The sequence below is a fragment of the Polynucleobacter sp. 30F-ANTBAC genome (assembly GCF_018882385.1).
Classification (GTDB): Bacteria; Pseudomonadota; Gammaproteobacteria; order Burkholderiales; family Burkholderiaceae; genus Polynucleobacter.
The window spans coordinates 273,712-295,702 of the sequence record NZ_JACVON010000002.1; the positions used below are offsets into that span (position 1 = coordinate 273,712).

Consider the following 21,991-nt stretch of genomic DNA (forward strand, 5'->3'; position numbering starts at 1 on the left):
ATTATTCCATAACAAAAAAAGTCATAGCGGCTTCCCTGGCTCTTATCTTTCAGCCAGCCATGTTATGGGCTCAAACTGATAACAATCGGATTGCACAAGACAACATTGATCGTGCCATGCGCTCTAGTCCTAATTCTGCCGGTATCCCTCAGGTCAATCGACCCATTCAGCAATCTTTAGTTCTGCCCGAGTTGGGTGATTCATCCAGTATTGCTTTATCTCCAGCAGATGAGCGTCAATTGGGTGAGCGGATCATGCGGGAGATTCGACGAGATCCTGACTTTTCAAATGATCTCATTTTTTACGATTACCTCAATACGATTGGCCAGGCGCTGGTACGAGCTGCCAGGAAAGATGGAGTTCCCGGTTTAGATGGTAGCGGCACTTTTGCCATTAATTTTGAGTTATTTGGTGTTCGTGATAGAACGATTAACGCATTTGCTTTGCCGGGCGGTTTTATTGGGGTTCATACAGGATTAATTGTCGCTGCAGAATCAGAGTCTGAGTTGGCGTCGGTGCTGGGCCATGAGATTGGACACGTTACCCAAAAGCATATCGCGCGTATGTATGGGCAACAAGGCACTAATTCGATGATTGCCTTGGCATCAATTTTCTTGGCTGTTATTGCTGCTAGTAGGAATCCTAATGCAGCTCAAGGTATCGCTATGGGTGGTCAAGCTTTGGCGATTCAAAATCAATTATCCTACTCAAGAGATGCCGAGAGAGAAGCGGATCGTGTGGGGCTTCAAATTTTGCAATCGGGGGGCTTTGATGTACAGGGTATGCCTGATTTCTTCCAGAGAATGCAAAGAGCTAATAGCATTATGGAAAGTGGTGTTCCGGGCTATGTAAGAAGTCATCCATTAACTACCGATCGTATTGCTGACATGCAAGATCGTGTAAGAGATCTACCTAGTAAAAAAGTATTTTCATCGATAGAGTTTTATTTACTTAAAGCAAGAGCTCGTTTAACTCAGACAAGTAGCTCTAGCAATTACCCAGAGCTCAAACAATATTTTGAGAGTCTTGCAAGAAAGCCTGATTTGTCTAAGCAGCTTGAAGGGCAATATGGCTTAACTTTACTGAGTTTGAAGCAAGGTCGTCTTAATGACGCGGAGGGGCAACTTCAGAAAACCAGAATTATTCTGCAAAATTTAGTGTCTCAAGGCTCGCCTATCCAAAAATACAGTTTGGCAATTGAGAGTACGGGCATCGATCTTTTAATGGCCAGGGGGCAGCATGAGGCCGCGCTAAAGCAGTTATCTCAAGTGAAATCTATTTACCCAAGATCAAGAGCACTCAATGTGACTACGGTTAATGCTCAATTAAAGAGTGGACAATATGATCAAGCCATTGCATGGCTGAAAACTCAATCAAGATCTCGACCTGATGAAACATTATGGTGGTCTTTACTCGCACAAGCCTATGCTCAATCTGGTAAAAAAGCACTTCAGCATGCTGCGCTTGCTGAAAAGTATGTCACTGAAGGAGCTTGGGTTGGCGCTATAGAGCAAATGAAGCTTGCTAAGCTAGCTGGCGATGCTGACTTTTATCAAATATCAGAAATTGATGCGCGTGCGCGTCAGATTCAGGATTCTTACCGCCAAGAGTTAAAAAACAATCGACAAAATCAGTAGCTTAAAAATTGAAGCTTATTTCAATTTTTAATGAAAGCCGTGAATAGTGCTTGGAAGTTGTATGTGCTCTTCTTGAGCTGGGCTTGAATGAATATGGGCGATTCTCCATCCCATAGGTCCTTGCACCAAAATATAGGTGAAGTTGAGAAAGAACTCAGGCTCTACTTGATCTGATTGAAGGCGCACAGCTTCTGTTGAGTCAAAGAAGGCAATTCCGATCGCCGTGTGACCAATCATTTGAATCGGGTCGAGCCACAGGAAGTGATCTTCCAATATTTTCTTTAAACCCTCTCTGAGCTCTGCATGACCCGTTAAGCGTTTGCCGCCTGGAAGGATGCATGTAATCGAATCCTCATCCATCCATAGGTCGATTGAGCCATCAAGATCATTGCGATGCAATGATTCACGCCATGCATCAATAACTTCATCAGGTAATTGGAACAGGCGGGCTTGACTAGGCATGATTTTCTATTGAATGGATTGATGAACAGAGTTTAGGACTTCTGAGGGGGTAATGTCTACCAAACATTTTGAATGCCCCAACGGGCAGACTCTTTTAAAGCAAGGACTGCATTCTAGGTGTAGCCAGTGCACCTTGGCTTTGGATGACAGCGGCGGCGTGTGTCTTGGATCGCTAGAACCAAATATAGCCACCTGAGGGCGTTTAAATGCAGCTGCGATATGCATGAGGCCTGAGTCATTGCTGATCACAGAACCTGCTAAGCTAATGCAGGCTATCGCTTCATCCAGCGATGTTTCTCCGCACCAGTTGATAACTTGATCAGGATGCTGACTTAAATGAGAAATAGCCTGACCTAGAGGGGCTTCTTTTTTACTGCCTAAAATAAGAATAAGATTGTTAGCACTCTCAACTGCCAGTTGTTCTGCTAATTTTGCAAAATGTTCAGTGGGCCATTGTTTGGCTGGGCCATACTCCGCACCAGGACAAATTACAAAGAGTTGTTCATGGTTTTTTAGTGCCTGGAGTTTTTGTTGCGTAGCAATTAAAACTTCAGGAGGAAGTGACAGCATTGGTTCTGGCGTAGAAGTGCTTGGTGCCTTAGATAACGCAAAGTAATGCGTTGACATAGGGGGGCGGTGCGATCGTGATGGATTATCAAGCGCTTGGTTGATGAGCCCCCACCTTAACTCTCCACGGTAACCAATGCGGTGAGGTATTTTTGCCAGCCAAGGAATGAGCGCTGATTTGAAACTATTGGGAAGAATATAAGCGTGGCTGTAATTTTTTTGCTGCAGTTGTTGGGCAATCGCTTTTCGTTCTGCCCATTGAATAGCGCCATGATTTAAGTTGGCGATAATCACTTCATCTACTGCTGGAATGGCTCGCATGATAGAAGCAACCCATGGTGTTGCCATGATATCAATAGAAGAGCTGGGGTAAATTTCTTTGAGCTTTGTAATGAGCGGCTCAGTCATCACCGCATCACCAATCCAGTTGGGTGCAATGATGAGAATTTTTGTCATATTAGTGACCGTGTGGCGCAGTGCCAGGTATGAGTTGGTATTGAGTGCCGCAGTAGGGGCATTTGGCTTGGCCAGTGGAAGTGACATCTAAGAAAACACGTGGATGTAAATTCCAGCTGGCAGCCTGGCTATTGGGACAGTGCAAGGGTAGATCTTTATGACCATCTACTTGAACAATATTCTTTTCGCTCATTTCAATTTCCTGGGCAGCTTATACGATGGTTAACCACTGGCGATACTTATCGTTTTTGCCCGCAACTGCATCAAAGAATACTTGTTGAATCTTTGTTGTGATTGGGCCACGCTTACCGTCTCCAATAATGCGATCATCCAGTTCTCTGATAGGTGTTACTTCTGCTGCTGTACCCGTGAAGAAGGCTTCATCACAGCAATACATTTCATCGCGAGTGATACGCTTTTCACGAACTTCAATGCCAAGATCTTTAGCGATTGTGAAAATAGCATCGCGTGTAATGCCATCTAAGCATGATGCGAGATCAGGTGTGTATACGATTCCATTTTTAACAATAAAAACGTTTTCGCCAGAACCTTCTGAAACATAACCATCAGTATCTAAAAGCAATGCTTCATCGTAGCCTTGAGCGGTTACTTCTTGGTTAGCAAGAATGGAATTGATGTAGTAGCCCGATGCCTTAGCACGAACCAGTGAAACGTTCACATGATGTCTTGTGAATGAAGATACCTTAACTCGAATACCTTTATTTAAACCATCTTCACCTAAGTAAGCTCCCCATTCCCATGCTGCAACAGCGAGATGTGTGGTGTTGTTTCTTGCGGAAATGCCTAGTTTCTCTGAGCCAATCCATACGATAGGGCGAATGTAGCAAGAGGCTAACTTGTTCTCTTTAACAACGGATAGGGTTGCTGCAACAATTTCTTTTTCCGTGTAGTTCATCTTCATTTGGAAGATTTTTGCGGAATTAAATAATCGGTGAACGTGTTCTTCTAAACGGAAAATCGCAGTGCCTGCATCGGTTTTATACGCTCTGATGCCTTCGAATACACCCATGCCATAGTGGAGGGTATGAGTTAAAACGTGGATGTTGGCATCACGCCATGGCACTAACTTGCCGTCCATCCAAATAAAGCCATCACGATTTGCCATTGACATGGTGTATTTCCTAAATTCTGAGAAAAATTAGTTGAATCCGCATTGTAAAACAGCCAAGCTCTGACCGCTATGCCAATGGGCTTATCTCTACCTATAATCGAAATTCAATGCCATTTGGATAGGGAATTTATTGTGAGTTGGTCGGTGCAGCAAAAAGCAGCGTTTTTTGAGGGCTCACAAAGGATGTCTCGTGCGGGTTTTGCAATATTGACATGGGCATTGGTGACTGGCGTGGCTATGGCAGGGTCGGGTATCAGTTTGGCTGAATCCATCGGCATGTCACTATTGGTCTTTGCTGGGTCAGCTCAATTAGCGGCGTTGCCGTTGATTCTTGGTAATTTCCCCATTTGGACGATCTGGCTCACTGCGATTGTGGTGAATCTGAGGTTTGTAATCGCCAGCGCAGCGATTCAGCCGCATTTCAAAGATAAATCTCTGTGGCAGCGCTTTGTGATCGGGTATTTAAATGGTGATCTTACGTTTGCATTTTTCATATCCCGTTACCCCGTTGTAACCGCTGACTCCTGCCGCCTCCCCTTTTATTTGGGCATGTCTCTAACCAATTGGACCATTTGGCAAACTGGATCAATCCTGGGGATTCTTTTATCTAGCTTTATTCCTGAAGGTTGGGGTTTAGGTTTTGCTGGTACCTTGGCCTTGATCGGGATAGTCATGCCAATGATTGAGTCAAAATCAGCAAAATATGCAGCGGGTAGTGCAGCAGCTGTGGCAATTATTGCTGTCAGCTTGCCTTACAAGTTAAACCTTATTTTGGCTATTTTAACGGCAGTTATAGTTGGAATGGCGACAGATAAGCAATTAATGGCTAAAAAACAAAGGTCCGAAGTATGACCTCTTTTGAAATTTGGGTGGTTATAGTGGGGTTAATGGGGGTCACTTTCTTGACGAGAGGGTTCTTCTTGATCATGGGGCGTCGTGTTGAATTGCCGGATAGCTTGCAAGCGCCTTTGCGTTATGCGCCAGCGGCCGCCTTGGTGGCGATCATCGTGCCAGAGGTATTTTTGAGTCCAGAAATGAACTCCATACAGGCTTTTGACTGGACGAGCCCCCATCTATGGGGTGGGCTTACCGGAATGCTGGCTTTTTTGATCTCTAAAAGTATGATTTTGACCATTTTTTTGGGAATGTTAGCCTTTACTACGCTAAGGATTTTTTAGGTCAAAAAATACCGTGTAACTGCCGTAAAAAGGTAAAATTAGAGCTTCTAGTTTTTTGGTCTAAACCCAACTTATCATGCCTGGCTCATCCCAACTTAAATTTAACCGTCTTTCAGACTTAGCTCAATCCGGTCAACTCAAAGGTAAGCGTGTTTTTATCCGTGCAGACCTGAATGTTCCTCAAGATGATGTCGGAAATATTACTGAAGATACGCGTATACGAGCTTCAATTCCAGCAATTCAATTAGCGCTTGATGCGGGTGCAGCTGTGATGGTGACATCCCATTTAGGAAGGCCAACCGAGGGTGAGTTCAAGCCAGAAGATACGTTAGCGCCTGTTGCGCACAGAATTGCGGAGTTATTAGGTCGAAAAGTGCCTCTCATCACGGATTGGGTGGATGGTGGTTTTGATATTGCTCCAGGTGACTTAGTTCTTTTGGAGAACTGTCGCTTGAATGTTGGTGAGAAAAAAAATAATGATGAGCTGGCTCAAAAAATGGCCAAGCTTTGTGATGTATACGTCAATGATGCATTTGGAACAGCCCATCGCGCTGAAGCGACAACTCATGGCATGGCAAAGTACGCCAGTGTGGTTTGTGCGGGCCCCTTGATGGCAGCTGAGTTAGATGCATTGGGCAAGGCATTAACGGATCCGAAGCGACCATTGGTTGCGATTGTTGCTGGTTCTAAAGTTTCTAGCAAATTAACTATTTTGAAATCACTCGCTGAAAAAGTAGATCAGTTGATTGTGGGTGGTGGTATCGCTAATACTTTTATGTTGGCCGCTGGCTTGCCAATTGGACGTTCGTTGGCGGAGCCTGATTTGGTTGAGGAAGCAAAAGCGATTATTGACATGATGGCTAAGCGTGGCGCCAGCGTTCCTATCCCAGTGGATGTGGTGGTGGCGAACGAGTTATCTCCTTTGGCTCGTGCTAACCGAGTGGCATCACAAGATGTTCAGGCAGATGACATGATTTTAGATGTGGGTCCTAAGACTTCGGCTGAGTTAACAAGCATCGTTGCTCATGCTGGAACAATTGTTTGGAATGGTCCAATTGGTGTTTTTGAAATCGATCAATTTGGTGGTGGTACAAAAATGCTTGCTGCTGCCATTGCGCACTCACCAGCATTTTCAATTGCAGGTGGTGGTGACACATTGGCTGCGATTGCTAAATACGGTATTGAAAAGCAAGTCGATTACATCTCAACTGGCGGCGGCGCTTTCTTGGAATTCTTGGAAGGTAAAACTTTGCCAGCTTTTGCTATTTTGGTTGAAAGGGCAACTCCATAATGCGTGCAACAAAAATTGTTGCAACTCTAGGTCCTGCATCAAGCAGCCCTGAAATTTTAAAGCAGCTATTTGACGCTGGCGTCGATGTCGTGCGTTTGAATTTTTCACACGGTACGGCCGCGGATCATCAAGCAAGAGCACAACTTGTTCGCGAGGTTTCTAAGGCGGCGGGTCGCGAGGTGGCGATTATGGCTGACCTTCAAGGGCCAAAGATTCGTGTAGGTAAATTTGAAAATAACAAAATTATTCTCAAGGCTGGTGAAAAGTTTACGCTGGATGCTGATTGTGTATTAGGTAATCAAGATCGCGTTGGCCTTGATTATAAAAATTTGCCGAATGATGTTCGCGTGGGTGATAAGTTATTGCTCAATGATGGGCTTTTAGTCATTCGCGTGGAAGATGTTAAAGGTAGTTGTATCCATACGATTGTTGAGTTGGGTGGTGAGCTATCCAATAACAAAGGTATTAATCGTGCGGGCGGCGGGTTAACTGCTCCAGCTTTAACTGAAAAAGACAAAGAAGATCTAAAGACGGCTGTAGGTTTGGGCGCTGATTACATTGCAATCAGTTTTCCTAAAAATGCCGATGACATGAAAATTGCTCGCGACTTAGCTAATCAAGCTACAAAAGAGTTGGGACATAAAACCAAGTTGATTGCCAAAATCGAGCGTGCTGAAGCAATTTTACCTGGCGTTCTTGAAGGTATTTTAGAAGTTAGTGATGGCATCATGGTGGCGCGTGGTGACTTAGCTGTTGAAGTAGGTAACGCGACTGTGCCAGCTTTGCAAAAGAAAATGATTCGCATGGCTCGCGAGGCCAACAAAGTGGTAATTACAGCAACGCAAATGATGGAGTCCATGATTGTGAATCCAGTGCCAACGCGTGCTGAGGTGAGTGATGTGGCAAATGCGGTCTTGGATGGCACGGATGCTGTGATGTTGTCTGCAGAGACGGCGTCGGGTCAATATCCGGTTGAGACTGTTTTGCAAATGGCCGCTATTTGTTTAGAGGCTGAAAAAACAGAGGTTCATCATTTGGATGCGGATTTCTTCGATCAAAAGTTCACTCGAATTGATCAATCCATTGCATTTGGTGCCTTGTTTACAGCGTACCACTTGGGGGTTAAAGCAATTGCAGCATTAACTGACTCAGGATCAACTGCATTATGGATGAGCCGTCATAAAATTCAGGTGCCTATCTTTGCTATGACAACGAAGTTGGCTAGCCAAAGAACAATGGCCTTGTACCGGAATGTTCATCCATTGCATCTGGATACGAGTAATGATCGAGATACAGCTTTGGAACAAGCAGAAACACGTATTAAAAAGCTAGGCGTTGTTGAGTCTGGTGACAAGATTGTTTTGACTGTTGGCGAGCCAATGGGACAAGTTGGCGGAACTAATACGCTAAAAATTGTAGATGTGAAATAAATTTTAATTTGAGGAAATAGTTATGGCACTCGTATCTTTACGCCAATTGTTAGACCATGCAGCAGAAAACACGTATGGCTTACCTGCGTTTAATGTGAATAATCTTGAGCAAGTTCAAGCGATCATGGCAGCAGCTGATGAACTTAATGCACCAGTCATCATGCAAGCCTCAGCGGGCGCCAGAAAATATGCAGGCGAAGCATTTTTACGCCATTTAATCGATGCAGCAGTAGAGGCTTATCCGCATATTCCTGTTGTGATGCATCAAGATCATGGGCAAAGTCCTGCTGTTTGTATGGCGGCTATTCGTTCTGGATTTACATCGGTGATGATGGACGGCTCCTTGATGGATGATGGCAAATCGGTTGCTTCTTATGAATACAACGTGGCTGTCTCCCAAGAGGTTGTGAAATTTGCCCATTCAATTGGCGTGACTGTAGAAGCTGAGCTTGGTGTTTTGGGTTCTTTGGAAACGATGATGGGTGACAAGGAAGACGGTCATGGTGCAGAAGGTGCGATGACTCGTGAGCAGTTATTAACGGATGTTGAACAGGCTGCAGACTTTGTTAAGAGAACGCAGTGTGATGCGTTAGCTATTGCGATTGGCACCAGCCATGGCGCGTACAAGTTTACGAAAAAGCCAACAGGCGACATTCTGGCAATTGATCGCATCAAAGAAATCAATCAACGTATTCCGAATACGCATTTGGTTATGCACGGATCCTCTAGTGTTCCACAAGAGTTATTAGCGATGATTCGCGAATTTGGTGGTGACATGAAAGAGACTTATGGTGTTCCTGTTGAAGAGATTCAGCAGGGCATTAAACATGGCGTGAGAAAAATCAATATTGATACGGATATTCGTTTGGCAATGACAGCTGCTATTCGTAAATATTTATTTGAAAACCCAAGTAAATTTGACCCAAGAGATTATTTGAAGCCTGCTCGTGAGGCGGCCAAAGAAATTTGTAAAGCTCGTTACCTTGCATTTGGTTGTGAAGGTCAAGCCGGAAAAATTAAATCTATTCCATTGGAAAAGATGGCTGAACGCTACAAATCTGGTCAGTTGGCTCAACTAGTTAAGTAAGGTATCCATGCAAGCTCTTTATGAATCGTCTATTAAGTCCTTACCTTTAATTTCAAAAGGTAAGGTTCGTGATATCTACGCCATTGGTGATGATCAGTTATTAATGATTACAACAGATCGTTTGTCAGCTTTTGATGTGGTAATGGGCGAACCTATTCCAGGTAAAGGCATCGTGCTCAATCAAATGGCTAACTTTTGGTTTGACAAGTTATCTCATGTGATTCCGAATCATTTAACTGGCATTGCTCCAGAGACGGTCGTATCTGCTGATGAAGTGGATCAGGTTAAAGGTCGAGCTATTGTGACGCAACGCTTGAAGCCAATTATGGTTGAAGCCGTTGTAAGGGGATATTTGTCTGGAAGCGGTTGGAAAGACTATCAATCAACGGGTTCGGTTTGCGGTATTGAGTTGCCAGCTGGTCTACAAAATGCTCAAAAATTACCAGAACCAATTTTTACGCCAGCTGCTAAGGCAGATGTTGGTGAGCATGATGAAAATATTTCGTATGCTGAAGTAGAGGCGCGTATTGGTCACGAGTTAGCAGCCAAAATTAGAGATGTGAGTATTCGTTTGTACCAAGAGGCATCTAACTATGCCGCTACAAAAGGCATCATCATTGCCGATACTAAGTTTGAGTTTGGCTTAGATGGGGCAGGTAATTTGGTTTTGATGGATGAGGTTTTAACTGCTGATTCATCACGTTTTTGGCCTGCTAGCTCTTATCAAGTAGGATCTAACCCACCCTCTTTTGACAAGCAGTTCGTGCGCGATTGGTTAGAGGCTGCGTTGGTGAACGGTAAGCTATGGGATAAAACAGCTCCTGCACCTCAATTGCCAAGTGATGTCATTGAAAAAACAGCTGCGAAGTACCGTGAAGCATTAGAAACTTTAACGGCCTAACAGCTGAATTGTAAAAATTACAAAAAGTATTAAAGGATTGATATGAGCCAAAAGCCATTAGTAGGTATTGTGATGGGATCCAATTCAGATTGGGAGACCATGCAACAGGCTGCCCAAATTTTTCAAGAGTTTGGCGTTCCTTATGAGGCTAAAGTGGTTTCTGCTCATCGTATGCCTGATGATATGTTTGCTTACGCTGAAACAGCCTCTGAGCGCGGATTAAAAGCAATTGTTGCTGGCGCAGGTGGTGCGGCGCACTTGCCAGGCATGTTGGCATCTAAAACGATCATTCCTATTTTTGGTGTGCCTGTTGCTTCCAAGTATTTACGTGGTGAAGATTCTCTTTACTCCATCGTGCAAATGCCTAAAGGTGTTCCTGTTGCAACTTTTGCAATTGGTGAAGCGGGTGCGGCCAATGCTGCATTGCATGTGATTGCTAATTTGGCAGTGAATGATCAAGGTCTCGCTCAAAAATTAACAGCATTTAGAGCTCAACAAACTGAGAAGGCTCGTGCAATGAATCTACCGGGACATTCTTAATCTATGGCGGACCGTTTAGATCCAATTTTGCCGGGTTCTTATTTGGGTATCCTAGGTGGCGGTCAATTGGGCCGTATGTTTACGCATGCAGCGCAAGCAATGGGCTACAAGGTTTGTGTATTAGACCCAGACGCCAATAGCCCTGCTGGCGCAGTTGCTGAGAAGCATATTCAGGCTGATTACATCGATCAAGCAGCACTTAAGGAAATGGCTCAGCTATGTGCTGCAGCTAGTACCGAGTTTGAGAATGTACCTGCTCAAGCACTTGATCAATTAGAGGCCTTGGGTGTTTATGTGGCACCTAAAAGCAGCGGTGTATCCGTTGCGCAGAATCGGATTACAGAAAAGAAGTTTTTAGCAACATGGCAAGCAGAGGCTGGAATTGGCCCTGCAACTCATTTGGTGATCGAGCGAGATGCAGATCTGGCGCAAGTAACGGATGCTTTATTGCCAGGCATTCTAAAAACAGCTCGCATGGGCTATGACGGTAAAGGTCAAGTGACTGTTCATACGCATGCTGAGTTAGAAAACGCTTGGCATACATTCGGCAAGGTTCCATGTGTTTTAGAAAAGCGTATGGATTTAGATTTTGAAGTTTCTGCATTGGTAGCGCGTGGTCATGATGATGAAGTACTGGCCTATCCAGTTGCTCAAAATATTCATAAGAATGGCATTCTGCATACAACGACGGTGCCTGCACCATCTTTAAAGCCTGATCAAGAAACAAAAATCATTGAGGCAGCTAAAGCCATTATCCGTCGCTTAGATTATGTGGGTGTGCTTTGTGTTGAGTTTTTTGTATTAAAGAGTGGTGATATTGTGGCTAATGAAATTGCTCCAAGACCGCACAACTCCGGCCATTACACTCAAAATGCCTGTGTCACGAGTCAGTTTGAACAGCAAGTCCGTGCTATGGCGCGTTTGCCACTAGGAAGTACGGCGCTGGTGCAGCCAAGCATCATGCTCAATATCTTAGGTGATGAATGGTTAAGCACTGGCTCTCAAGTGGAGCCAAGTTGGAATGAGGTTTTAGCCAATCCCTGCGCCAAGCTTCACCTTTATGGCAAAGCGGAGCCGCGTGTTGCTCGAAAAATGGGCCATATCAATTTTGTGGGCTTAACTGCTGGAGATGTGACCCATGCTTGTGATCAGGCTATCAAGATTTTACGCATCAAGCGTTAACTGACTCTATGCCAGATCTCATTGAGGGAGCAGTCAAGGCATTACGAAATGGGCAGCTCGTGGCTATACCGACTGAGACTGTTTATGGTCTTGCTGCAGATGCCAGCAACGTCAGTGCCGTTAATAAGATATTCGCAACCAAAGGTCGCCCAGCAGGGCATCCTTTAATTGTTCATATTGCCAAGCCTGCCCCAGCATTTGAGAATCATCACCATAAAAAATTAGATGATGCTTGGCAAGAGATCCTTTTGCCTTGGGTGAGAGATATATCACCAGCAACTCTGGCGTTAGCAAAAGCATTTTGGCCTGGCCCATTAACAATGATTTTGCCAAAATCTAAAAATGTACTTTCTGAAATTACGGGCGGTCAAGATACCGTAGGTCTTAGATGCCCTGATCATGCCATTGCACAGGCCTTGCTACAAACTTTTGGTGGAGGTTTGGCTGCGCCCTCAGCGAATCGTTTTGGGAAAATTTCTCCAACAACGGCGCAACATGTTCGCGATGAATTTTCAAGCGAGTCACTACTTATTCTGAATGGTGGTCCATGCGAAGTTGGTATCGAGTCAACCATTGTGGATTTAAGTCGTTGGGATACGCATGGCCCAGTGGTCTTAAGACCAGGGGCTATAACTCAGAGCATGATTCTTAAAGTCTTATTCAGTCAAGATATTGAACTGCCCAAAACTGCTGAGTTATCACAAAATGAAAAAGCACCAAGAGTATCGGGTAGCTTGAGTGCGCATTACGCACCAAGAACAAAGATGATGTTGTACGAGTTCGGTGAACTTGAGCAAAAGTTAAAGCTGGTTAATCACGAAACAGGTTCTGATCTTCAGCTTGCATGGGTGCATTTTGCTGATCGCTCAAATGACTTACCGAACCTTCAAAATGCGAAAGTAACCGAAATAACAATCCCAAGTAATCCTCAAGATTTAGCGCGACAACTTTATTCCTTATTGCGCGAGTTAGATCAATCTAAATATGATTTGATCGCATTCCAGAGTCTTCCTGCTGATGGTGAATGGGATGCCGTCAGAGATAGATTGGCTAGAGCTGTTGTAGGTTCGGGCTCCTAAATCAAACCCCAAGCCTAATGCGCTTTATTATTTTGATGAATAGGCCCATCATCCAGTAACCAGCTTAATACCTCATCATGTATGCCCCTGCCATTTCTGGCATTAGGGTCGTTGATGAATGATGTGACGGCATACACATGGCCTGAACGACTAACGACGTAGCCTGAGATGCATCGCACATCAACCAATGATCCGGTTTTGATAAAAGCACCGTATTTCTTCAGGCTATTGGGAAAGTTGGCCGTATTGCTTTGTAAGGCTGTGACTTCTTTTTTATTGGGCACATACTTTCTGAATTTATCTAAAAGACGATGTCTCATCGTGCCATCAAAGCCAGCAATTGGTAATGACTCTAAAAAGTAATCTTTACTTCGAGAATTAAGGCCAAGAAGTAGAATTTGGTTTAAATGTTGACTACTAATTCTTTCAATGCGAGACAATCCAGAGCCATTTTCAATGACTAGCTCTGGCATATTTAATTGGCGACTTATCAACCATTCCTTGATGATTTTCATCGAATTATTGGTGTTGCTGGGTTTGCCTGTTTTCTCAAGAGCCATGGTTAACATTACTTGTCTGGCCATTACATTATTAGAAAATTTATTAATGTCCTTGACTGATTCATAAAGCGGAACACCAAGATGCGCAACAATCGGTTTGAACTCACTCTTAGGGTCATGGGTTTTTAAAATTGGCTTTTTAACCCATGTGCCACCAATATCTTCCCACGCTGCTATGAAACTCTGAATGAAGAAACTATCACTATCACTGGCAACAACATTCCAGGTAGCATTTTGACAACCGCTGGGATAGGCTCCGTCAAACAAAGCTACCCAAGAACCATTTGTAGATTGAGTTAAAGACATGTTGATATCTTTACGCCAATCTAAACATGGTCCTTCGACAATTTTTAAATTGTTGTCAATTTTAAAATTAGCCATTCGGGGTGTCTGCTTGATGACCACGACATCATTTTGAGTATTGGGATAAAACTGAAAGCTAAAACTATTAAATGCAAAGAGCAGGGCATCTGGGGCAACGTTGTAGGCTCTGGTTGGTTCTCCATCAGAAAAGGAGGTTTCTTTAACTGAGCTTTCATAAGCGCTGCGGTCTAAGCTCAAGTTGCCATCAATTTTTTTGACGCCCATACTTTGAAGATTTAGAAGCATCTTGTTAATTTCTTCTGGAATCAGTTTTGGATCGCCGCTGCCTCTTATAAGAAGGTCACCTTTGAGTAAGCCATTCTGAATTTTTCCATTCGTTAGTAAGTCTGTTTTCCAGCGATACTGTGGCCCTAGTACTTCCATTGCAGCCAAGCTTGTCACCAACTTCATGGTAGAGGCCGGATTCATCGGTGAGTTTTCCTGCCAATGAATTAATTTTTGAGTTGTAAATAAGGGGCCTTGTTGATTTTGATAAGAGATTTTGTCAACAGAGATGGAGATGGATTGTCCTGGAATACCACTTTTTTTAATGGCTTTAGCAACTGACTCTGGAAGCTGGTTAGCTTGATTGAATGGCGCATTAGCCCAGCAGGATGCTGTACTCCAAGACATTAGGGATAAAGCTAAAAATGTATTAACTGCATTTAATTTCATAACTAAATACTATAGCTAAAACTGTGTATTAGCCAAGAGGTGTTTGCCCCTTCTAACTATCAAGTAGGTCTTGGAGTATGTTGTTTGACTTTGTAAGAGCAATGCATAAGTCACTTATAGAACTGGCGTTGATGAGCTTATGATTTTTATTCATGCGCTCACAAATTTTGATCAGGCTCTCATCATTCATTAGTTTTGCGCCACCTAAAAGCTTGTGTGCCAATTGTGAAATTTCAATTGCACTCGATGTATTGGTTGTTTCGGATAGAAGGGGTAGGAGTAGGTTTAACGCAGAGCTTTGATGCATCAAAACCTCTTCAGCAATAATCTTATATATTTTTGGATCATTGCTAGTTATTTTTTCTAGATTTTGCCTGTAGGTTATTTTTAAATGAATCTCTCGTTGCCAGTCTTTGATGGAGGCTGGTTTGATTAAGATATTGTCAAACTGGCAGAGTTCATTCAGTAGCTCTTTGGAGCCATCTGTATGAGCTGTAATGCCATAAATCTGAATATGACGACCCTGCTCTGAATGTCTCACTAATTTAGCCAATTCATGACCGCTCATACCGGGCATTGAGAAATCAGTCACCACCATATCAAATGAATGATTATTCATTAGAGTCATTGCTGTAGCAGCATCCGGGACGCTATGAACACAGTAACCCATATCTTTAAATTGTGATTCTGTAATTAATCTACTGGGGGTGTGGTCATCTACAACCAGAACTGTTTGGTTCAGTGGAACTGAATTCATTGGTGCACCTTGTGTTGACTTGATGGATCCATATTTGGGTTGATCAATGGATCGTCTAAGTGACAATGAAAAGCTAAAGCTACTGCCCAGATTAGGAGCTGACTCAATGATTAATGAACTCCCCATGAGTTTTAAAAGCTGATCTGTAATGGGTAGTCCTAAACCTGATCCCAGCTTGGAAAACTGATATACAGGTTGTTGATTTTGTTCGTATGGTTGTCTTAAACGATCAATGTCTTCTAGATTCATGCCTGATCCAGTGTCAGCAATTTCAAAATATATAACTTGACCAAAATGATCATTGGCAATGACTCTCGTCACCAATGTAATTTGACCTTCTGCTGTCTGCTTAATGGCATTGCTTAATAGGTTGTGAAGAATTTGACCTAGTCTTGTTCCGTCAACTAATAAGCTATCGGCTATTTCGGAGCAAATGCTTGTTTCAAATGTAACTTTTGATTTATTGATGGTTTCTGCGAAAGTTCGTTCAATGTGTTTTAGAAGATTTTTGACATCGCAAGGCTCTTCCTCCAATTGCAATTTACCTTTTGCAATTTTTTCAGCATCCAATACTTGATTGAGGATGTCGAGCATGGAGTGGGTGGAAGCATGTGCACTCGCTAATATTTTCTCTTCATGAGCTGGGAGGGCTTTGCCCCTCAGTATCTTTTCTTGTACACCTAAGATCGCACTGATAGGGGTTCTTATTTCATGGCTAATATTGGACAGCGCTTCCCCTTTATATTGATTCAGTTCCCTGAGAGACGCTGTTTGATCCTTTAGCTGATCAATAAGTTTGAATGCTTTTTTATTTTTATAAATTAAATAGACGCACGCAATCGTTAGTAGGCTTGCAACCTTTTCAATGTCTGTGAGCATATTAGATGTCTACAACCTTGTTATTTCTGCAGAAAGCGATCAGTTCCGCAATGTTATTAACGCCTAATTTTCGATAGATCCTGTTTTTATATGTCGATACTGTTTTATTGCTAATGTGAAGAAATTCTGAAATATCACAATTACTATAGCCATCAGCCAAGTATTTCAAAACTTGAAACTCTCTTGGTGAGAATGATGAAATAATTTCTTCATCGCTACTTAGTTCTTGCCCACTTTGGTTTGTATGGAAGAAAGTGTAGCCTTGCGACACTGCAATACAGGCCGCCATGATGATGTCTGAATTAGCTGTTTTGTTGATGAAGCCATGACCTCCAATGGTTCTAATTCTTCCGCCATAGATTTGTGGATCAAGACTAGATACAACCAAGACTCTGGATTTTGGTGAAATTATTTTTAGCCTTTTGATAACCTCTAAGCCGTCCGTTTGAGGCATATCGATATCTAAAATAATCAAGTCTGCTTTTTGATTTCTTGAAAATTCAATGCACTCTTCACCATTGGTAGCCTCGCCAATGATGTCAAAATGAACCGAGTCAGAAAGCATATTTTTTAAAGCCCACAGCATGGCGGGGTGGTCGTCGACCAATAGCACTTTTTTTCTCATACGATGGACTGACTATCTTTTTTAACCAGACTCTTGGCCACTATTTTTTCTTGTCTTCGATTTCCTAATTTGATAACTTGATGCAATGTCATCGCTGGCATGATGTGGGGGCCGTAATAGGCATCCATGATGTGCTTTTTGGCTACTGATTTGTCGTGCAGAAGTTTGATAGGACCTGCAACCGATTGAGATCCATAGCTATGAATCATCTGATTGAGATGAATTAATTTCTTCTCGCAAAGGCTCCCCGGAATTGCTTGTCGAATCAGCGAGTCTTTTAAATGAATGTGTGTAAATGAGTGATCGTGGATCAGTTGGCAATCCTCTTCTGCACCTTCAAAATTGAGAAGGTGCAATAAGATGCCCATCCTTTGCAATTTAATGATGGCGTCTTGTAGGGATAAGGTTTGCTGCGCTGCTGCTCTATCAACGATGCCTATTTGAATTAATCCGATGGGGAGGTGGCAGTTAAACAGGGCATTTTGGATGCCTGCCATCACATTGGGGTTCATTAGCCATTCCACCTTGAGTGGAAACATGATGGGAGTCGGTTTCGCAAAGCTATGCCAATAGGCAGCTGCCTGAACACCTTGATGAAAGACTCGAATCACATCATCTAAGAGGGATTCTTGGATGGATTGCATGATGACCGCCTGGATGCATTCATCTTGTGTCGATAGCACGAGCTCAAAAGAGAGCTCTTGAGCTTTTGACCATTGAAGCAATTGTTCATTCTCAGGCTCCTCAGAGAGTTTATAGGTCTGATGGGGGCTGATATCTCTCACTGATCGCTGAGGCTTTTTACTCCAATTTCTAACTAGAGAATACAAACGTGATTTTGGTGTCATATATAAATCCAATAAAAATCAATTAGTTACACTTAATTTGCGCATGTAAAGGGAGTATTTCAGCCTCTTGCTGGGCTTTGCTGCTGCTGTGATTTAACTTTTTTTAACCTGGGAGTGAACTGCAACCCTTGAAAAGGCGGGGTAGCATCCCTATAATTAGCACTCAACCATATAGAGTGCTAATAAAATATTAAAACTTGTTATGGAAATTATAATTAATTGTTTTTGCTAACTAATAAGTTAACGCTTACTAACCTATTGAAGGAGTCAATATGAATCTACGCCCTTTGCATGATCGTGTGATCATCAAGCGTTTGGACAACGAAACGAAAACTGCATCAGGTCTTGTTATTCCTGAAACAGCTGCAGAGAAGCCTGATCAAGGTGAAATTCTTGCAGTAGGCACAGGTAAGAAAGATGACGCAGGCAAATCAATCCCTCTAGACGTTAAAGTCGGTGATCGTGTTTTGTTTGGTAAATATGCAGGTCAAACAGTGAAAGTTGATGGCAATGAGCTTCTAGTGATGCGTGAAGAAGACATCATGGCTGTTGTTCAGAAGTAATTTAATTAGAGACATCGAAAGGAATTCACATGGCAGCAAAAGATGTATTTTTTGGCGATAGCGCGCGTACGCGTATGGTCGAAGGCGTTAACATTTTGGCTAACGCAGTTAAAGTAACTCTAGGACCTAAAGGTCGTAACGTTGTTCTAGAGCGTTCATTTGGTGGCCCATTAGTAACAAAAGACGGTGTGTCTGTTGCTAAAGAGATTGAGCTTAAAGACAAGCTACAAAACATGGGTGCACAGATGGTAAAGGAAGTTGCATCTAAAACAGCGGATAACGCTGGTGACGGTACAACAACTGCAACCGTATTGGCTCAGTCAATCGTTCGTGAAGGTATGAAGTTTGTGGTTTCAGGCCACAACCCAATGGACCTTAAGCGTGGTATCGATAAAGCAGTGACTGCAGCTATCGAGCAAATTACAAAAATCAGCAAGCCTTGCACCACAACTAAAGAAATCGCTCAAGTAGGTTCTATCTCTGCAAACAGCGACTACAGCATTGGTGAGCGTATTGCTGAGGCAATGGAAAAAGTGGGTAAAGAAGGTGTGATTACTGTTGAAGACGGTAAATCATTGGCCGATGAGTTAGATGTTGTTGAAGGTATGCAGTTTGACCGCGGTTACCTTTCACCATACTTCATCAGCAACCCTGAGAAGCAAGTGGCTGTTTTAGAAAACCCATTCATTTTGTTGTTCGACAAGAAGATCAGCAATATCCGTGACTTGTTGCCAGTATTGGAGCAAGTGGCTAAATCAGGTCGTCCATTGTTGATCATTGCTGAAGATATCGAAGGCGAAGCATTGGCAACATTGGTAGTGAACAACATCCGTGGCATTTTGAAGACTTGTGCTGTTAAGGCTCCAGGCTTTGGTGATCGTCGTAAAGCTATGCTTGAAGACATCGCTATCTTGACTGGTGGTCAAGTGATTGCTGAAGAAGTTGGTTTGACATTAGAAAAAGCAACTTTGGATGATCTAGGCCAAGCTAAGCGTGTTGAAATCGGTAAAGAAAACACAACGATTATTGACGGTGCTGGTGATGCTAAGAACATTGAATCTCGCGTTAAGCAGATTCGTGCACAAATCGAAGAAGCAACTAGCGACTACGATCGTGAAAAACTACAAGAGCGCGTTGCTAAATTAGCAGGCGGTGTTGCAGTTCTACGCGTTGGTGCTGCTACTGAAGTTGAAATGAAAGAAAAGAAAGCACGTGTGGATGATGCATTGCATGCAACACGCGCAGCGGTTGAAGAAGGTATTGTTGCTGGTGGTGGTGTTGCTCTAGTTCGCGCTAAGCAAGCGATCATGAACCTTAAGGGTGACAATCCTGATCAAGACGCTGGTATCAGCATCGTATTACGTGCGATGGAAGAGCCATTACGTACCATTGTTTCAAACGCAGGCGACGAGGCAAGTGTTGTTGTTAATAACGTAGCTGCTGGTAAAGGCAATTATGGTTATAACGCTGCTTCTGGTGAATACGGTGATATGGTTGAAATGGGTGTGATTGACCCAGCTAAAGTAACTAAGACTGCATTGATTAACGCAGCTTCTGTTGCTGGCTTGTTGTTGACAACGGATTGCGCTGTTGTTGATACGCCAAAAGACGACGCACCAGGCGGTATGCCTGATATGGGCGGCATGGGCGGCGGTATGGGTGGTATGGGCGGTATGATGTAATTGAGCCCCAGCTCATGGAAAAGGCACCGCATGCGGTGCCTTTTTTTATACCTCCATCCACATCCTTAGTGCAAATTATGAAGGTGCTTGTGTTTCTGTTTGCGGCTACTTGCTTTAGTCTTTTTACTTAAGACCACTTGAGTTCTTTTCTTCTCGCCATAAGAGCTAGGTGCGATACCAGCTTTCATTAAAGCCTGTCTTTTCATCTGGGCAAGGGATAAACGTTTCTTGATGTTCATATCCAAGATCATACTCAACAAATCACATCTTAAAAAGTAGGCAATAAAAAACCGCCCGAAGGCGGTTCTTTAATCAGTCGTGACTGTTTACTCAACAGCTTTGACCATGTCTTCAATAACTTTCTTCGCATCACCGAAGACCATCATTGTTTTGTCCATGTAGAACAACTCGTTATCTAAACCAGCATAACCAGAAGCCATAGAGCGCTTGTTAACGATCACAGTCTTAGCTTTGTAAGCCTCTAGGATAGGCATACCAAAGATAGGGCTACCAGGTGTTCTAGCGGCAGGGTTCACCACGTCGTTAGCACCCAAGATCAATACAACGTCAGCCTGACCAAATTCTGTGTTGATATCTTCCATTTCGAATACTTGATCGTATGGAACTTCAGCTTCTGCCAAAAGAACGTTCATGTGACCAGGCATACGACCCGCTACAGGGTGAATCGCATACTTCACGGTAACGCCTGCGTGAGTAAGCTTCTCTGTAAGTTCTTTCAGAGCATGCTGAGCACGAGCAACAGCTAAACCGTAACCTGGAACAATGATCACTGTTTCAGCATTGGTCATCAAGAAAGCTGCATCATCAGCTGAACCAGATTTAACGTTACGTTGCTCTTGTGAGCCAGCAGCAGCTGCACCACCGGTATCGCCACCAAAGCCACCTAAGATCACGTTGAAGAATGAGCGGTTCATCGCCTTACACATGATGTAAGACAAGATCGCGCCTGATGAGCCCACTAATGAGCCTGCAACGATGAGCATTGAATTGTTCAATGAGAAACCAATACCTGCTGCAGCCCAGCCTGAGTAGGAGTTCAGCATTGATACAACCACTGGCATATCAGCACCACCAATTGGGATGATGATCAATACACCAAGGATGAACGCTACAACAGTCATAACAACGAAGTAGTTCCAAGCTGGTTCAGATCCTGGAGCAATTGCAAACATCACACCGCTGCCAATCATGATGATCGCAAGCACTAGGTTCAACATGTGTTGACCAGGGAATGTAACAGGAGCGCCTTGGAATAAACGGAACTTGTATTTGCCAGATAACTTACCAAAGGCAATCACCGAGCCTGAGAAAGTAATGGCACCGACGAAAGTACCAATAAATAACTCTAAGCGATTGCCAAGAGGAATTGGCTCGCCTGCAGCCACAATGCCAAAGGCATGCGGTTCAGCAACAGCTGCTACAGCGATGCAAACCGCTGCAAGACCAATCATGCTGTGCATGAAAGCTACTAGCTCAGGCATCTTAGTCATTTCAACGCGGTTAGCCATGATCGCGCCAGCGCCGCCACCAATAACTAGGCCACCTAAAACATAAGCCATGCCAGAGGCAGCTGATTGTTGAGCCAACATCATGACTAAACCAACTGTTGTAACAATCGCTATCGCCATACCAACCATGCCAAAGAGATTACCTTTGATAGAGGTGGTTGGATGAGATAAACCTTTTAGAGCTTGAATAAAACAGATAGAAGCTACTAAATAGAGAAGCGTAACGAGATTTAAACTCATGCTGTTTCTCCTTTAACTTTTTTCTCTTTTTTCTTGAACATTTCAAGCATGCGTCTTGTTACCAAGAAACCACCAAATACGTTGACAGCAGCAAGAGCTACCGCAACAGTACCCATTGTTTTACCAAGGGCGCCTTCTGTTAGGGCAGCAGCTAGCATCGCGCCAACAATAATGATGGCGGAGATAGCATTGGTCACAGCCATTAAAGGCGTATGAAGTGCTGGGGTAACGTTCCAAACTACGTGGTAACCAACGTAGATGGCAAGAACGAAAATAATCAGGTTGTAAATTGTTGGGCTAATAGCGTCCATGATTTTCCTTTGAGACC

Annotated in this window: 23 protein-coding genes; 12 read left to right on the top strand and 11 right to left on the bottom strand. The window is 43.4% G+C overall.

Going from position 1 to position 21,991, the window contains the following annotated elements:
• The first annotated feature begins 59 nt into the window (after positions 1-59).
• A complete protein-coding gene (locus tag ICN28_RS07015; protein WP_216287356.1) occupies positions 60-1,637 on the top strand; it encodes a M48 family metalloprotease in 1,578 nt (525 codons plus the stop codon).
• A gap of 27 nt (positions 1,638-1,664) precedes the next feature.
• On the opposite strand, the gene ICN28_RS07020 is transcribed toward ICN28_RS07015, so the two are convergent.
• Genes ICN28_RS07020 through ICN28_RS07035 form a run of 4 tightly spaced genes read right to left on the bottom strand, consistent with a single transcriptional unit; the run spans position 1,665 to position 4,254 of the window.
• Positions 1,665-2,099, bottom strand: coding sequence for a nuclear transport factor 2 family protein (locus ICN28_RS07020; protein ID WP_216287358.1), 435 nt, complete (start codon positions 2,097-2,099; stop codon positions 1,665-1,667).
• A gap of 6 nt (positions 2,100-2,105) precedes the next feature.
• On the bottom strand, positions 2,106-3,122 hold the full coding sequence (gene waaF, locus ICN28_RS07025; RefSeq protein ID WP_216287360.1) for a lipopolysaccharide heptosyltransferase II: 1,017 nt from the start codon (positions 3,120-3,122) through the stop codon (positions 2,106-2,108).
• 1 nt (position 3,123) lies between these two features.
• Complete coding sequence (locus ICN28_RS07030; RefSeq protein ID WP_216287362.1) at positions 3,124-3,315, bottom strand: zinc-finger domain-containing protein; 192 nt, start codon at positions 3,313-3,315, stop codon at positions 3,124-3,126.
• Between the two features lie 18 nt (positions 3,316-3,333).
• Positions 3,334-4,254, bottom strand: a complete 921-nt coding sequence (locus ICN28_RS07035; protein ID WP_216287364.1) for a branched-chain amino acid transaminase — start codon at positions 4,252-4,254, stop codon at positions 3,334-3,336.
• Positions 4,255-4,386: 132 nt separating this feature from the next.
• Here ICN28_RS07035 and ICN28_RS07040 point away from each other — a divergent pair, with 132 nt between their 5' ends.
• From ICN28_RS07040 to ICN28_RS07080, 9 genes are all read left to right on the top strand, one after another.
• Positions 4,387-5,106, top strand: coding sequence for an AzlC family ABC transporter permease (locus ICN28_RS07040; RefSeq protein WP_216287365.1), 720 nt, complete (start codon positions 4,387-4,389; stop codon positions 5,104-5,106).
• On the top strand, positions 5,103-5,432 hold the full coding sequence (locus ICN28_RS07045; RefSeq protein WP_216287366.1) for an AzlD domain-containing protein: 330 nt from the start codon (positions 5,103-5,105) through the stop codon (positions 5,430-5,432). Before ICN28_RS07040 ends, ICN28_RS07045 begins: the two co-directional genes overlap by 4 nt.
• Positions 5,433-5,508: 76 nt before the next feature.
• On the top strand, positions 5,509-6,723 hold the full coding sequence (locus ICN28_RS07050) for a phosphoglycerate kinase (protein WP_216287367.1): 1,215 nt from the start codon (positions 5,509-5,511) through the stop codon (positions 6,721-6,723).
• Positions 6,720-8,153 carry a pyruvate kinase gene (gene pyk / locus ICN28_RS07055; protein ID WP_216288179.1) on the top strand — a complete coding sequence of 478 codons (1,434 nt, stop codon included), beginning with the start codon at positions 6,720-6,722 and terminating at the stop codon, positions 8,151-8,153. The genes ICN28_RS07050 and pyk overlap by 4 nt, the downstream gene beginning before the upstream one ends.
• A 22-nt stretch (positions 8,154-8,175) precedes the next feature.
• Complete coding sequence (gene fba / locus ICN28_RS07060; RefSeq protein WP_216287368.1) at positions 8,176-9,240, top strand: class II fructose-bisphosphate aldolase; 1,065 nt, start codon at positions 8,176-8,178, stop codon at positions 9,238-9,240.
• Positions 9,241-9,247: 7 nt separating this feature from the next.
• Complete coding sequence (locus ICN28_RS07065) at positions 9,248-10,141, top strand: phosphoribosylaminoimidazolesuccinocarboxamide synthase (protein ID WP_216287369.1); 894 nt, start codon at positions 9,248-9,250, stop codon at positions 10,139-10,141.
• A 42-nt stretch (positions 10,142-10,183) separates the two neighbouring features.
• Positions 10,184-10,681 (top strand): 5-(carboxyamino)imidazole ribonucleotide mutase, encoded by a 498-nt coding sequence (gene purE, locus ICN28_RS07070; protein ID WP_216287370.1) that lies wholly within the window; start codon positions 10,184-10,186, stop codon positions 10,679-10,681.
• Between the two features lie 3 nt (positions 10,682-10,684).
• Complete coding sequence (locus tag ICN28_RS07075) at positions 10,685-11,863, top strand: 5-(carboxyamino)imidazole ribonucleotide synthase (RefSeq protein ID WP_216287371.1); 1,179 nt, start codon at positions 10,685-10,687, stop codon at positions 11,861-11,863.
• A gap of 8 nt (positions 11,864-11,871) precedes the next feature.
• On the top strand, positions 11,872-12,942 hold the full coding sequence (locus ICN28_RS07080) for an L-threonylcarbamoyladenylate synthase (protein ID WP_216287373.1): 1,071 nt from the start codon (positions 11,872-11,874) through the stop codon (positions 12,940-12,942).
• A gap of 14 nt (positions 12,943-12,956) precedes the next feature.
• On the opposite strand, the gene dacB is transcribed toward ICN28_RS07080, so the two are convergent.
• The 4 genes from dacB to ICN28_RS07100 are packed head-to-tail and all read right to left on the bottom strand — an operon-like array spanning position 12,957 to position 17,649.
• A complete protein-coding gene (dacB, locus tag ICN28_RS07085) occupies positions 12,957-14,540 on the bottom strand; it encodes a D-alanyl-D-alanine carboxypeptidase/D-alanyl-D-alanine-endopeptidase (RefSeq protein ID WP_216287375.1) in 1,584 nt (527 codons plus the stop codon).
• 52 nt (positions 14,541-14,592) lie between these two features.
• On the bottom strand, positions 14,593-16,176 hold the full coding sequence (locus ICN28_RS07090) for an ATP-binding protein (protein ID WP_216287377.1): 1,584 nt from the start codon (positions 16,174-16,176) through the stop codon (positions 14,593-14,595).
• A gap of 1 nt (position 16,177) precedes the next feature.
• The gene (locus ICN28_RS07095; RefSeq protein ID WP_216287378.1) at positions 16,178-16,801 is read right to left on the bottom strand and encodes a response regulator transcription factor; all 624 of its coding nucleotides are present in this window, start codon (positions 16,799-16,801) and stop codon (positions 16,178-16,180) included.
• The gene (locus ICN28_RS07100) at positions 16,798-17,649 is read right to left on the bottom strand and encodes a hypothetical protein (RefSeq protein WP_216287379.1); all 852 of its coding nucleotides are present in this window, start codon (positions 17,647-17,649) and stop codon (positions 16,798-16,800) included. The genes ICN28_RS07095 and ICN28_RS07100 overlap by 4 nt, the downstream gene beginning before the upstream one ends.
• Before the next feature lie 272 nt (positions 17,650-17,921).
• On the opposite strand from ICN28_RS07100, the gene groES reads away from it, so the two are divergent.
• Positions 17,922-18,212, top strand: coding sequence for a co-chaperone GroES (groES, locus tag ICN28_RS07105; protein WP_216287380.1), 291 nt, complete (start codon positions 17,922-17,924; stop codon positions 18,210-18,212).
• Positions 18,213-18,241: 29 nt separating this feature from the next.
• Positions 18,242-19,894, top strand: a complete 1,653-nt coding sequence (gene groL, locus ICN28_RS07110) for a chaperonin GroEL (RefSeq protein ID WP_216287381.1) — start codon at positions 18,242-18,244, stop codon at positions 19,892-19,894.
• A 65-nt stretch (positions 19,895-19,959) separates the two neighbouring features.
• Here the strand turns inward: groL and ICN28_RS07115 are convergent, their stop codons facing one another.
• The 3 genes from ICN28_RS07115 to ICN28_RS07125 form a co-directional block, all read right to left on the bottom strand.
• Positions 19,960-20,154, bottom strand: a complete 195-nt coding sequence (locus ICN28_RS07115; RefSeq protein ID WP_216287382.1) for a hypothetical protein — start codon at positions 20,152-20,154, stop codon at positions 19,960-19,962.
• Positions 20,155-20,220: 66 nt separating this feature from the next.
• Positions 20,221-21,663: an NAD(P)(+) transhydrogenase (Re/Si-specific) subunit beta gene (locus ICN28_RS07120; protein WP_216287383.1), complete on the bottom strand. Its 1,443-nt coding sequence runs from the start codon at positions 21,661-21,663 to the stop codon at positions 20,221-20,223.
• Complete coding sequence (locus ICN28_RS07125; RefSeq protein WP_216287384.1) at positions 21,660-21,974, bottom strand: NAD(P) transhydrogenase subunit alpha; 315 nt, start codon at positions 21,972-21,974, stop codon at positions 21,660-21,662. The genes ICN28_RS07120 and ICN28_RS07125 overlap by 4 nt, the downstream gene beginning before the upstream one ends.
• Between the last annotated feature and the right edge of the window lie 17 nt (positions 21,975-21,991).

What these genes read in the sequence shown, in the direction of transcription:
- ICN28_RS07015 (WP_216287356.1), top strand. Translation starts at nt 60, where the DNA reads ATGTTATGGGCTCAAACTGATAACAATCGGATTGCACAAGACAACATT.
- ICN28_RS07020 (WP_216287358.1), bottom strand. Translation starts at nt 2,099, where the DNA reads ATGCCTAGTCAAGCCCGCCTGTTCCAATTACCTGATGAAGTTATTGAT.
- waaF (WP_216287360.1), bottom strand. Translation starts at nt 3,122, where the DNA reads ATGACAAAAATTCTCATCATTGCACCCAACTGGATTGGTGATGCGGTG.
- ICN28_RS07030 (WP_216287362.1), bottom strand. Translation starts at nt 3,315, where the DNA reads ATGAGCGAAAAGAATATTGTTCAAGTAGATGGTCATAAAGATCTACCC.
- ICN28_RS07035 (WP_216287364.1), bottom strand. Translation starts at nt 4,254, where the DNA reads ATGTCAATGGCAAATCGTGATGGCTTTATTTGGATGGACGGCAAGTTA.
- ICN28_RS07045 (WP_216287366.1), top strand. Translation starts at nt 5,103, where the DNA reads ATGACCTCTTTTGAAATTTGGGTGGTTATAGTGGGGTTAATGGGGGTC.
- ICN28_RS07050 (WP_216287367.1), top strand. Translation starts at nt 5,509, where the DNA reads ATGCCTGGCTCATCCCAACTTAAATTTAACCGTCTTTCAGACTTAGCT.
- fba (WP_216287368.1), top strand. Translation starts at nt 8,176, where the DNA reads ATGGCACTCGTATCTTTACGCCAATTGTTAGACCATGCAGCAGAAAAC.
- ICN28_RS07065 (WP_216287369.1), top strand. Translation starts at nt 9,248, where the DNA reads ATGCAAGCTCTTTATGAATCGTCTATTAAGTCCTTACCTTTAATTTCA.
- purE (WP_216287370.1), top strand. Translation starts at nt 10,184, where the DNA reads ATGAGCCAAAAGCCATTAGTAGGTATTGTGATGGGATCCAATTCAGAT.
- ICN28_RS07075 (WP_216287371.1), top strand. Translation starts at nt 10,685, where the DNA reads ATGGCGGACCGTTTAGATCCAATTTTGCCGGGTTCTTATTTGGGTATC.
- ICN28_RS07080 (WP_216287373.1), top strand. Translation starts at nt 11,872, where the DNA reads ATGCCAGATCTCATTGAGGGAGCAGTCAAGGCATTACGAAATGGGCAG.
- dacB (WP_216287375.1), bottom strand. Translation starts at nt 14,540, where the DNA reads ATGAAATTAAATGCAGTTAATACATTTTTAGCTTTATCCCTAATGTCT.
- ICN28_RS07090 (WP_216287377.1), bottom strand. Translation starts at nt 16,176, where the DNA reads ATGCTCACAGACATTGAAAAGGTTGCAAGCCTACTAACGATTGCGTGC.
- ICN28_RS07095 (WP_216287378.1), bottom strand. Translation starts at nt 16,801, where the DNA reads ATGAGAAAAAAAGTGCTATTGGTCGACGACCACCCCGCCATGCTGTGG.
- ICN28_RS07100 (WP_216287379.1), bottom strand. Translation starts at nt 17,649, where the DNA reads ATGACACCAAAATCACGTTTGTATTCTCTAGTTAGAAATTGGAGTAAA.
- groES (WP_216287380.1), top strand. Translation starts at nt 17,922, where the DNA reads ATGAATCTACGCCCTTTGCATGATCGTGTGATCATCAAGCGTTTGGAC.
- groL (WP_216287381.1), top strand. Translation starts at nt 18,242, where the DNA reads ATGGCAGCAAAAGATGTATTTTTTGGCGATAGCGCGCGTACGCGTATG.
- ICN28_RS07120 (WP_216287383.1), bottom strand. Translation starts at nt 21,663, where the DNA reads ATGAGTTTAAATCTCGTTACGCTTCTCTATTTAGTAGCTTCTATCTGT.
- ICN28_RS07125 (WP_216287384.1), bottom strand. Translation starts at nt 21,974, where the DNA reads ATGGACGCTATTAGCCCAACAATTTACAACCTGATTATTTTCGTTCTT.